A 12,137-nucleotide genomic window follows, 5' to 3' on the forward strand; every position below is an offset into this window, starting at 1 on the left:
TAAAATAATCAACTATCCCGAAAGGTCTGGTATCCCACCAGACCTTTCTTTTTTTAGGTGTTGTACAGCACATTCATGTAGAGATTAAAGACCATTTTTTCTAATTCCATTTAAAAATCCTTTGCTTCACTGGATTCTTAGTCCGGAATCCTTAATTTAACGAGGCATTAAAAAAGAGAAAGAATGAGTCATTTATCAGCTATTGGATTTGACATAGATAGTGAAGAGGAATTTTACAAATTGGCAAAAAAGCATATGCAAAGGCTAGCTCGATTAAAACTGATAAAGGCACTTATTTTCAGTATTCAGATTCTTCCGGTGCAGAGCTTTGGATACAAAGCAATTTGAATCATGAATTGTTAGGTGTTAAACCTCATTATAAAGGAATTAGTAAAAGGAATGTGTGCTTAACAGCCTCCCTTGATAGGATGGAAAGCGAGTTAGATGGAGCATTTCATTCATGGGCCGACCCAACTGAACCAGGCAATCCTGAAAGTGGGGCTTATCCCTTTGTTTTTGATGTTCCAAACCATAAATCATTGGGAAGTATAAAGGTTCCTCAAAGCATAGCAATACAGCTCTCTGCATTTGCGCAGGACATAGATTATTATGAAAATGAAACAGCATTTGAGCAAGGGCAAGAGGGTGGAGTAAAATGGTCAACTCAATCCTTTGTGCCGAGTGGATTATTCAATTCTAATGAAAACCCTGAGCTCAATAAACCAGAAGCTTTGGGAATTATAGCCGGAACAATTAAACAATCAGAGAAGAAATACAATGATCTAACAGGTCAAGAATTTCAATGGATGCTTGTGGATACGCTGGGAGGGGAAATAGATGTAGTAGCAGATTGGGGATTCTTTTCGACCGAACCAAAGGTAGGTGGAATAGTACACGGAAAATTTTGGCTATCAGGACAGCTTTTGAATATTCCAGAATTGGTTTAGAAAGTTAAAGCGAGCTGTATAATAAATAGTCAGTTGGTTAGGCATCCTCACTCCTAAAATAGGCCCCTAATCACAGTCTGAGCCTGTCAAAGAATTTGAATAAAGAGGAGTTAGTTTAAATTGAATGCCTTACACCTAATATATATACACAACATAAATAGTATTGAATAGGCTCTAAGACGATTTTCAATAGTTTCCATTAAATTATTAGTCAATTTACTGGATACTTTGTTTGGAATGCTTAATTTGACAGGAAAAATTAGCAGAAGGATAAAGGTTCTTAATGTATTTATACGTAATCCTAAGCTAAAATATTTTGGTAGATTTTATGGTGTAAAAAAACATCTTGATAAAAAATGATAGTAGCTTCATTGTTGATTGTTTTAGGGTTTACGTGCCTGATTTTTGGGGCGAATTGGCTTGTATCAGGAGCTTCTTCTTTAGCGAAAAAAATAATGTTCCTGATCTGGTTATAGGTTTGACAATTGTAGCTTTTGGCACTTCTGCACCAGAATTAATCGTTAATTGTGTAGCTTCATTTAATGGATTTTCCGATATCGTTTTTGGAAATATTATCGGAAGTAATAATTTCAATTTGTTCATTATCCTAGGTATTGCAGGTTTAATATATCCGATTACGGTTCAATCTTCAACAGCATGGAAAGAAATTCCTATTTCGTTATTTGTTGTCCTATTATTATTTGTCCTTGTCAATGATTTTTTAATCAACCAAAACCCTGAAATTTCAAGGATTGATGGAGTCATATTATTGGTAGGATTCCTTTGTTTTATTTATTATGTTTTCACCCAATTAAAACAAGAGCAATCTGATGTGATTGCCTATGAAGAAAAGTCAAATTATAAAATTTGGGCATTAATAATAATTGGAATAGCTGGACTTATAGTTGGAGGAAAATTGGTGGTTGACAACAGTATTAATATTGCAATTGAATTGGGGGTTAGTCAAAAGATTATAGGTTTAACCATAGTTGCAGCCGGCACTTCCCTTCCTGAATTGGTTACATCAATAGTTGCAGCCACCAAAAAGAATAGTGATATCGCAATTGGTAATGTGATAGGTTCAAATATTTTTAACATCCTGCTGATACTTTCAATCAGTTCTTTTGTAAATCCGATAGCATACAATCCGAATTTTAATCAAGATTTGTTAATATTAATTGGTGGTACAGCTTTTCTTTTCATTGCAATGTTTACCGGCAAAAGAAAAAAGCTTGATCGATGGGAGGCTTTAATCTTACTAAGTTTCTATTTGATTTACACGACTTATCTGGTATCCAAAGAAATATAAAAACTACCATTTGCCAAAAAACTTAAGATCAAAAACCGAACCCTAAGCCTGCTGAAGCATTGTTTTTATAATAAAAAACAGATGGATTGAAAGATCATGCGCCAAAGAGCCGGAATTCCTTATTTAAGTATTGGCTTAGTTTAATGAAATATTTTTATCCCTTTTTTCAATAAGTATTCAAATTCAGCGTATTAATACCATTTTTCGCTCATTGAATGAGGTTTTTTAAATCTCTTTTAGGTTCAATGTAAAATGTTTTCACAATTCTTAATTTAATAAGTAAGTTAAGAAAGATGTGTATAATCAAAAGCTATTACTCTTCTGGAAAACCATTGCTAATTCCCGGTATCATCTCCGGTGTTTTAGTTTAACAATGTAATATATAGGTATAAGATTGGATAATATAAAACTAAATATTATTTTAACATTTTAGATAGATTCAAACTCTTAATCTCATAAACCAAAAAGAGCTGCTATGAAATATTTATTTACTATGAGTTTTACCTTTTTAACATTATGCGCATTTGCACAGGATTCAAAGACTTCATTGATGAAGATTGTTTTGGCTGATTCAGTAATTAATAAATATATGGAAGGTATTGGGAAAGAAGATATTAATGAATATAAATTATTTCATGGATCTGGGTATTTTGTCTTTAATGATGGAAACGTTGAATTTCAAGAATATAATGGAAACAATAGTAATGCTAAACAAAAAGGAATTATCAAAAAGATAAAAATTAATAAGAATAAGGCTATAGTGAAATTTTATACAGCTTCATGTAACAATACACGCGTCAGCTTGAGGAAAGTAGCAAAAAATTGGGAAATTAAGTCTAGGCTGATTTACAGAAGCTGGAAGCATCCAAACAAACAACCTAAACTTGTATACTATAGTTTGAATTAAAAATTTAGCATCGTGGCTTAATTTCTGGTTTGAAATGTTTATTTTAATAAATACAATTAGCAAAAGTAGAAGGGATATAATCCAAATAAGCAAAACTTCTATGCGAATTATGTATATACATATGTTTTAACAATTGAAAATGAGAAAATTAAAACTTCAAATTCAACTTTCAATTGATGGATTCATTGCTGGTCCTAATGGAGAAATGGACTGGATGATTTGGAATTGGGATGATAAGCTAAAGGATTTCGTAACCCAATTAACGGAATCAACTGACACTATAGTTTTGGGTCGCAAACTGGCAGAAGGATTTATTCCATACTGGAGATCAAATAAGGAGTTGGAAGGTGCTGAAAAAATTAATAATTCTAAGAAAATAGTTTTTACCAAAACACTTGAAAGCTCGAATTGGGAAAATACCATTTTGGAAAAGGGAGATTTGACAGATAAGATACAAGAATTAAAATCTTTAACAGGAAATGACATGATAGCCTATGGTGGGGGAGCATTTGTTTCATCACTAATCAAAGAAAATTTGATTGATGAATATTACTTTTTTATTAACCCTTCTATTTTAGGTGACGGAATGCCAATATTTGAGAAAACTGACTATAAAAAGGAGTTGAAGTTGGAAGAAGCAAAAGCTTATGAGTGTGGAATAACCGTATTAAAATATACGAATTGAAAACAGCATTAATTTACACTCCCAGTTAAACAGCTATGATGCGATTAAGGTTTTTTTATTGCAATTTTAATCCATTAAGAGTGAATTTATGGGGAAGCCTACAATATGCGGGCTACTGCTTTTAGCCAGACTGTTGGCGGTAAGAAAAAACGAACATCTGCCGAGAAAATAACTGTTATTTAGATCATATTTTGCGGAGAATATTTTAAATGCGGAGAATAGACTGTATATTAACCGCATAATTTGCGGAGATATGACGTTTTACATTCACCATAGAGATGATTGGACTGATTTCACTTGGAATGACAAGAAAGTTCTACTGAAGCTAAGTGAAACTAGGAACTTACAAGGAAAACTACTAGGACGGATGGAGTCGCTTGGATTTGACTTACAAAATGAAGCGATACTGAATACACTAACACTAGAAATCGTTAAGTCATCTGAAATTGAAGGAGAAATCTTAGAGGCAGAACAAGTGCGTTCTTCCATTGCACGTAGACTTGGGATTGACATTGCTGGTGCAGTAGAATCTGAAAGGCATATTGATGGTATCGTAGAAATGATGTTAGATGCAACCCAGCGATATGACGTAACTCTTACAAAAGAACGATTATTTGGATGGCATTCGGCATTGTTTCCTACTGGTTGGAGTAATATGTTTAAAATTACAGTAGCTGATTGGCGTAAGGACATAAAAGGTTCAATGCAAGTTGTGTCAGGACCACTGGGAAGAGAAAAGGTTCATTTTGAAGCTCCAGCAGCAGAACGGATAGACTCTGAAATGGCGAAACTTCTTGATTGGATTGAAACAGAAAAAGAAGTTGACCCTGTTCTAAAAGCTGCAATATCACATTTATGGTTTGTAACCATACACCCGTTTGAAGATGGAAATGGCAGAATAACAAGGGCAATTACTGAAATGATATTGGCTCGTTCAGACAATAGTGCTAAAAGATTTTATAGTATGTCGGCTCAAATAAGAGTTCAACGGAAACAATACTATGAAGTATTAGAAAGAACGCAGAAAGAAAATTCTGATATAACTGAATGGATTTTGTGGTTTTTAGAATGTTTGCAAGAAGCTATAAATTCAACTTATGATGTACTTCATAGAGTATTACAAAAAGCTGAATTCTGGAAAACTCATTCATCTACTATTTTAAATGAACGTCAGCAAAAAATGATTAATAGATTACTTGACGGATTTACAGGCAAGCTCACAACTACAAAGTGGGGAAAAATTTGTAAATGTTCTCAAGACACTGCGCTTAGAGATATTCAAGATTTAATTAAAAAGGATGTTTTACAAAAAAAAACAAGTGGTGGAAGAAGTACAAATTATGAATTGGTAGAAACGCCATCCACTTGATTGAACCCTGAAAAATGTTCAGGAGAAACTTCAATGTCCCTTCGACAAGCTCAGGGACCAGTTTTATCCTAGACAATGTGTGCTGTTGGCTATGTTTAAATTAGACCAGCTAGAGGAAATATTGTATGGCATACAGCTAGGTGCGAAAAAGGTGAAAAATGCGAGCCTTCTTTAAAAATGGTAATGAAATGGAAACCAGTAAAGTATATCTCTGTAGAGTGGAAAGGTCGAAAATAAACGGTAATTATACCGTTTGGTTACCGGAACAACCGGACGATGATTTTGTCTATATGTTGGTGGATAAATATGATTTATTGCAAGGGGAACTGTGGGAAATCCTTTTAAAAACCGGTGCCAAGGATAGCAAATTGGATGTTTCAAAGGTATATTTTGCCCCTGAAGGAGATGTCTTTGTCTCCTATACCAGCGATTATGAATTGGGTAAAAATATGGAGAAAATCCTTAATGAACTGATTTTAAATCCCGAGTACTTCACTAAGGTGGTCCACCTAAGCGGATTTAAATTGTAATTGGCAGTAGCGCAGGTTACCTATTCACTGGTTAACTGTTAATCCAAAAGTAAGTTGAATTCGCCTTTTTTTCTGAGCCATACATTGATGGCCTTATGTGATTTAGCACCGGCCAATTGTATTCATATTTGTCTATAAGATTGTACCATTGATTGGGGTATTTTATTGACATTTTTATACCTTTAGCTTTATCCGCTATAACAGGTATAGAATCATGGTATTACGTGTGCTTATCGTTCTTGTTTTTTACTTTTCCATAGTTAATCTTGTCCAGGCGCAAGTAAAATACAATAGGGTGGTATTTAAACCCAGCCCTTATGTAGAATACCATGCCAATGGCAATATTTACAAAAAGGGTTATGTGAATGCTAACAAGCAATTCGTTGATACTCTAACGATTTTCTTTCCCTCTGAAAAATTATCCATGACTGCCGTTTACGACAATGGTGTACCGAATGGGTTATGCATTCATTACAATGAGGATGGCTCAATAAGCAGGGAAGGGTTATATGTGCAAGGCAAAAAAGATGGGCTTTGGGTCTATAATAACTACGCTACCTCTAAAGAGGGGCTTCCTTATCACTTCTCTGTGAACTATAAAAACGGCCAACTTCATGGAGAGACCATCCTTTTTGAAGGAACGCATAAAATCCGCTCCATACATGCTTTTTTAGGTAAGCCCGCACCTAATACAATATGGGAAATGTATTACGACAATAGCGATAATTTATGGGCTGTGGGCTTTATTTCCAGTGACAATAAATTCACATTGAGGGGCTTGTATACGGAAGAGGGGAGTTTGTAGACAAGGTTGGGGTCAGTAAGGAAAAAACCGAAATTTTTCTAAAAGCCATGAGAACGTTTTATAAGTCCATCCCTAAACAAGAAATACAGCCAACGACTAAGGTTACCAATGAGACAAAGACAGTCACACATAAATCAGTCCCCTTTAGCACTTACCATGCCAATGGGGAAATTCATGAGAAAGGCTATCGCAATGCCAAAGAACAGCTTGTTGGAAAGCTACAAACCTACTATACTTCCGGTACTTTAAAATCCGAAATGCACTATTTCAATGGAGTGCTTCAAGGGGATTGTACGCATTATAATGAGGAGGGTACCATTAAAATGCAAGGCAAATATGCCAAAGGTAAAAAAGAGGGTTTATGGATTTATCCTGACTATATCAAGAATAACGAGGATAGATTTAGTTATGAGGTGCATTACAAAAACGGCTTGGTCCATGGTGAAACCTCATTCATCAGAGGAGATGAAAAATTGATATTGATAACAGCTTCCGAGGGAGTACTGCTTGGGAAATGGGAAAGCTATTACCCAAATGGCTTCCCATCAAGCTCAGGCTTGGTGAGTGCTGCCGGTGATGTCCTCACCCATAAAGTATTTGACAAAGAGGGAAAAAGGATGGTTACGATGTTTTCACCGCCTACACCCGAAAATTTAAGCAAGTCCATCAAGGATGTTTTTGCCACCATTCCTAAATAGTAAAGCAGATAGGAGGTAAGTTGAAGGAAAGCATGAGTCCCCGGAAGGAAGGCATTAGTTATCAGAAAAAACCGGAAAGTAAAGTGAAGGAAGTGGAAAGAAACCTGCGGGAATCCAAAAGTAACACGAAGGAATGCAAAAGGAGGTGGAGAAAATAGGTAAGATAGGGGTAAGCAAGCATAAGTAACGGGTAGGAATGCAAGAGTAACCCTAATTAATGCAATTGTAATATGAGAAAATTCATAGGGAAGTGGTAGGAATGCAAAAGTAATGGGAAAAAATGCAAGAGCACCGGTAAGGAATAGGCAAGTAAGCTACAGGAACAGGAAATAAAGCCCAGCAACCAATAAAGAAGTATTCTTTGCTGCTTATGTGATTAGATAAATTATGACCCAAAAAGGGCCATATGTTTATAGTTAATGGTTTTAGTTTTAGAGCCCGACCCATACGGGGTCGAATAAAAACTGCACCTGAGTCAGTCTATAAACCTAAAATCTTTTCAGGATTAAAAATGAGTTATACTATTTTTTATACATAAGTACATGGTATTTAGTGTTATAACGAAATAAAATTGCTATTTTAGATAGGCCAATACCTCGAAAAGCTCTCTTTAGTACGTGCTATAGGCTTTTCTTCACCAACACGATTTGTAAATCAAATGGTCTTCCCATGAAAAAGATAACCTTCCTTTTCCTGACCCTATTTATTGTTTTCAACTCCCAAGGACAAAGTCTGGAAAATCAGCCTCCAATTATTTTTATATACGATGCAAGTGGCTCCATGTGGGGACAGATGCAAGGAAAAACCAAAATGGAAATTGCCGCCAATGCCTTGAGTAGTACCATAGGAAATCTTACTGAGCATCAAAAATTAGGCTTTGTTGCCTATGGGCACCGTAAGGAAGGGGATTGCGAGGATGTGGAATTTATGGTGGATTCCGAGACAGGGACAAAAAAGGAAGTAATAGCAGCCGTCAAAGGGATTAAACCTCTTGGCAAAACACCATTGGCTTATTCAGCAACATTGGTCATTGACCAATTAAGAGCGGCCAAGCAGAAAGCCACCATTATCCTTATTACAGATGGGATAGAATCCTGTGATGGAAATATTTGTGAGATCGTCCAAGCCGCCAAAGAGGAGGGCATTGATTTTAAATTGCATATCATCGGCTTTGGCTTAAAGGAAGAAGATACCCAGCAATTGAGGTGTGCAGCAGGAGCAGGGGAAGGGAGCTATTTTAGTGCGGCGAACGCAGAGAATCTAGGAGAAATCCTCAATGTAGCCACTGCTTCTACTGTGGATAAGCCTGCCAATAATTTCTCTGTTTATGCGCTAAAAAATGGCAAGCCATTGGACGTCTTTGTAAAGGCTTATGATATTGTAGCCAAAAGGGAACCCATTATGCTTAGAACTTATCAGGATACCGGGTATTTCTACTTGCCTCCAAGTAAATACAACTTTGAAGTGGTTCCGTTGGAGGGAAGTGATGTAGATATGATTACAGTTAACAATGTAGAAAGTCATGAGCATACCATCGGCCACCAAATGATCTCCTTTGATGGCGGTAAATTGGATGTATTTACTTCAAATAATGGGGAGGGCTGGGACAGTATGGTCAAGATAATTGATAACAATGGAAAGGTAGTGGCCACCACCAGAACCTATGGGGCCAAAAAGGAAGTTGAAGTCAATCCCGGTGTATATAAAGTAGCCATTCAGGCCTTGAAAATGGAAGGGCTTCAAACGAATACCGAGCTGGATAGCGTCGTCATTGCTGCTGCAAAAACTTTGCCCTTGGTTTATGATTTTAAAACGGGAGCGTTTGAAATTTATACTCAGGTTGGAGGAGAGAATATAGATACGGTAGTTTCCATAAAAGAAGAAAAGTCCGGCAAAAGTGTTGCTGGAGCCCGAACTTATAATAAGGGAGCCAAATTTCTATTAAACCCGGGCAATTATGTGGTAACCATCCGACCATTGGGAGCCCATAAAGAAAAAGCCGCACAAACAATAGAAGTGGAAGTAAAAGCAGGAGAAACCCATACCAAAACATTAAATTTCTAAGGATGTCTTAAGATTTTGTCAGCATTGTTGCAGAAAAAAGCAACAATGCCGCCAAAATCGTTTAATGTGCATAAACCGAACCACGGGCTGCACCCGTGGCTGATATATTAAGCTCCTTCAGGGCTGGGAAATGAGGAGAACGACGCCTCATTCTATTATGATTTATTTAAAGAATCGACAATAAATAACGTTAGGGAGTTAATTTTTATCATTGCTATTTTTTTTATTCCGGCCTTATGGAAATTAGTAAAATGATTGCTCAATGGCGTTAAGAACAAAAAATCTGTTTGATGCCTTTTCGGCGGAGTTTTTTTTTGTTTAGCCAGTGAGTATTCATTTTGCGTTAAGATTTACATACAGCCTTGATCTTTTTGGTTCGTTTTTGGATCAAGCCAAAAATGAACAGGAAGAGATATCGACAACCAGTACCTTTAATATTCAAATCATATTAAACGGTCATAATATCCCTATAACTCGCGTGTTATTAATTCCCTACAATTATTTGACTTTGTGAACTATTGGCTTTTCCATCTTCTATCAATACCTTTAATGAACCTGAAGCGACTTTTTCTCGGTCAAAAACTATATTCACCCATTGTTTGCCTACACTAAGATTAGTAGCTCCTGTACCATTATTGATAGAGATTTCTTTACCACTTACCCAGACTTTGGCCTGATCTACCCCGGTTAATTTCAAACTGAATTCTCCTGCCTTAAGTATGCTTACTTCAAATTGAACAAGACTGAATTTTTTACCATTGTTGTCTGTAATCACAGGAATATCTCCCAAGGGCAAGTCACCGGCTACTTTGCTGTATAAAGCCTTTGTGCCAGGTGCAATTTTTTTACCCGGCAGGTTTTCCCAAGTATTCACTCCATCAATTTTGCTCAAAGCCTTAAAATCAGGTGCTGCCTTCCAGCGTCTCACCAGTTTTTCATTGGTAACCCTGAAATCTCCATTGCTTCCCAGTTTGGAAAGATAGCTGACCAAATTTATAAATTCTTGTTTTTCCAGACTAGCAGTAATTCCTGCGGGCATCAAGGAACCGGGGACCTTTTCCACATTTTTAATTTGTGATTTAGGAATGCCATTTTCATTACCTGCCATGTCTCGAATGACAACTTCTCTTGCCCCATCATTGATCAAATAACCCATCACAATTCCACCATCATTTTTGGTTACTTTCTGCAACTCAAAACCTTCTTTGATTGATTCTGTAGGCTCAAGTATGGATTTGATAATATTGTCTATAGGTAAACTTGTACCTAAAGAACTTAAGTCCGGTCCCAACTGACCACCGGCACCACCTATTCCATGGCAGTTTTGACACATCATAGAGGCTCGCCTGTAAATGGCTTCGCCTTTCACCGGATCTCCCTCAGTTTTCACTTCTATTCCAAGGAGATAGATTTCTCGTTCGCTTAATTGCTGAGGCATTTTCTCAGGAGGTAATACTCCACCAGAGGCTTCCAAAGCATCTTTAAGCTGTATGGCTCCGGTTCTGGTTCTTCTATGCACGGGGAGTAATTCTTGCATGGTTTTTCTTCCTGTCTTGGCCGTTTCTGTTGGGATGCGTGTATTGGACAATGAATTGGCCAACACAGTGGTGGCATTATTGGAGGAAAGGAATGCAGCAAATAATTCTCGCGTGCCATTTTCTGAAGGCTTTTCTGAAAGCAGGGTAATTGCAGCATCTGTAGCCTTTTCCGGAGCTGTTTTCACCAACTGAGAAATGGCCAAGATGCGGATGCTTTCATTTTTATGCGTTTTGGCCATGTTGAGCAAAAGTTCCTGACTATCGGCATCATCAATCTTACCCATAGCTTCCATGGCGGCTTGTCTTACCTCCTCATTGCTGTCTTGGTTCTTTAGCAAGATAAGATCCAATAGGTCGGCTTTTTTCCCACATACCTACCAATTGCAATGCTTTTATCTCTACCGCTTCATTATTACTTGAAAGCAAGGATCTCAATTGAGCAGAAGTATGCTGTGGCACCAAGCCTCTTTCTGAAGCTGCTTTGTACAATAGTTCCAGGTCTTTCAATTGGCTTTCTTTATCGGTAGATTTTGGATTGATTGCTTGTTGGTAGATTTTGGTTAAATCTTCTTTGGTGCCATATTTGGCCAATTTTTCACGAACCAATTCCAAGTATTTTTCCGGGACCTTATTGTCGCTATACATTTGAGCAAGCAAAGAGGTGGATTTTGGGTCACCTACGGTATTTAAAGCAAATATGGTTTTGTCCATATTCCCGAAATAGCCAGGATCATTTAATAATTTTGGTAACCAAACCGGGCTTAAAGTGTTGATGGTGTGCCATAAGGCAAAGTCCAAGTTATCATCCATGGTTTGATCCAATGCCTCCAAAGCAGCAATAGTGGCTTTTGCAGTGCTGAAATTCTGAAGCCCTACAACCGCTTCTAACCTTACTGTTGCGTGGCTATCCTTAGTGGCTTTGGCCAATAAAGATTGGGTTTCAGGGATGTCTTCTTTCCAATGCACCAATACCCTTATGGCTGCAGCTCTTGCTTCCGGTTTTTAGCTGTTAATAGTTTTTCCAATAAAGATACATTCACTGCGCCAATGGCCTGATGCATCCAAAGCCCTTCCATTAAATGGTGCTCAAATTCTTGATTTGAAGGATCAAGCGTATCGAGCCATTTACTTAATGCCTCCCTTACTTCTTGTACGTCCTTATTCTTCAGGATCAACTTCGCCTGTAATCTTTCCCAGTTTTCTTCTGATTTTAAGGCTTCCAATAATTCCGGAATAGTTTTATTCTGCAAATCAGGATACTTGACCAAAGGGCTATCCTTTTTGG

Annotated in this window: 13 protein-coding genes; 10 read left to right on the top strand and 3 right to left on the bottom strand. The window is 37.1% G+C overall.

Annotation, left to right across the window (positions count from 1 at the left end):
- Positions 1-183: 183 nt before the first annotated feature.
- From WG932_RS03785 to WG932_RS03830, 10 genes are all read left to right on the top strand, one after another.
- Positions 184-348 carry a hypothetical protein gene (locus WG932_RS03785; RefSeq protein ID WP_483087012.1) on the top strand — a complete coding sequence of 55 codons (165 nt, stop codon included), beginning with the start codon at positions 184-186 and terminating at the stop codon, positions 346-348.
- On the top strand, positions 345-947 hold the full coding sequence (locus WG932_RS03790; RefSeq protein ID WP_483087013.1) for a hypothetical protein: 603 nt from the start codon (positions 345-347) through the stop codon (positions 945-947). Before WG932_RS03785 ends, WG932_RS03790 begins: the two co-directional genes overlap by 4 nt.
- Positions 948-1,293: 346 nt before the next feature.
- Positions 1,294-2,256 (top strand): calcium/sodium antiporter, encoded by a 963-nt coding sequence (locus tag WG932_RS03795; RefSeq protein WP_483087014.1) that lies wholly within the window; start codon positions 1,294-1,296, stop codon positions 2,254-2,256.
- 475 nt (positions 2,257-2,731) lie between these two features.
- A complete protein-coding gene (locus tag WG932_RS03800; RefSeq protein WP_483087015.1) occupies positions 2,732-3,163 on the top strand; it encodes a hypothetical protein in 432 nt (143 codons plus the stop codon).
- A gap of 139 nt (positions 3,164-3,302) precedes the next feature.
- Entirely contained in the window at positions 3,303-3,848 is a 546-nt protein-coding gene (locus tag WG932_RS03805; protein WP_483087016.1) for a dihydrofolate reductase family protein, read from the top strand.
- A gap of 253 nt (positions 3,849-4,101) precedes the next feature.
- Positions 4,102-5,217, top strand: a complete 1,116-nt coding sequence (locus tag WG932_RS03810) for a Fic family protein (protein WP_483087017.1) — start codon at positions 4,102-4,104, stop codon at positions 5,215-5,217.
- Between the two features lie 188 nt (positions 5,218-5,405).
- Entirely contained in the window at positions 5,406-5,747 is a 342-nt protein-coding gene (locus tag WG932_RS03815) for a hypothetical protein (protein WP_483087018.1), read from the top strand.
- Between the two features lie 214 nt (positions 5,748-5,961).
- Positions 5,962-6,552: a toxin-antitoxin system YwqK family antitoxin gene (locus WG932_RS03820; protein ID WP_483087019.1), complete on the top strand. Its 591-nt coding sequence runs from the start codon at positions 5,962-5,964 to the stop codon at positions 6,550-6,552.
- 47 nt (positions 6,553-6,599) lie between these two features.
- The gene (locus WG932_RS03825) at positions 6,600-7,250 is read left to right on the top strand and encodes a toxin-antitoxin system YwqK family antitoxin (RefSeq protein ID WP_483087020.1); all 651 of its coding nucleotides are present in this window, start codon (positions 6,600-6,602) and stop codon (positions 7,248-7,250) included.
- A gap of 669 nt (positions 7,251-7,919) precedes the next feature.
- Positions 7,920-9,314 (top strand): vWA domain-containing protein, encoded by a 1,395-nt coding sequence (locus WG932_RS03830; protein WP_483087021.1) that lies wholly within the window; start codon positions 7,920-7,922, stop codon positions 9,312-9,314.
- A gap of 484 nt (positions 9,315-9,798) precedes the next feature.
- Here the strand turns inward: WG932_RS03830 and WG932_RS03835 are convergent, their stop codons facing one another.
- Genes WG932_RS03835 through WG932_RS03845 form a run of 3 tightly spaced genes read right to left on the bottom strand, consistent with a single transcriptional unit; the run spans position 9,799 to position 12,120 of the window.
- Complete coding sequence (locus WG932_RS03835; RefSeq protein ID WP_483087022.1) at positions 9,799-11,202, bottom strand: HEAT repeat domain-containing protein; 1,404 nt, start codon at positions 11,200-11,202, stop codon at positions 9,799-9,801.
- Positions 11,165-11,821 carry a hypothetical protein gene (locus WG932_RS03840; RefSeq protein WP_483087023.1) on the bottom strand — a complete coding sequence of 219 codons (657 nt, stop codon included), beginning with the start codon at positions 11,819-11,821 and terminating at the stop codon, positions 11,165-11,167. Before WG932_RS03840 ends, WG932_RS03835 begins: the two co-directional genes overlap by 38 nt.
- A gap of 5 nt (positions 11,822-11,826) precedes the next feature.
- Positions 11,827-12,120, bottom strand: a complete 294-nt coding sequence (locus WG932_RS03845; protein WP_483087024.1) for a hypothetical protein — start codon at positions 12,118-12,120, stop codon at positions 11,827-11,829.
- Positions 12,121-12,137: the final 17 nt, after the last annotated feature.

Source organism: Cyclobacterium sp. SOCE241 (assembly GCF_056867545.1).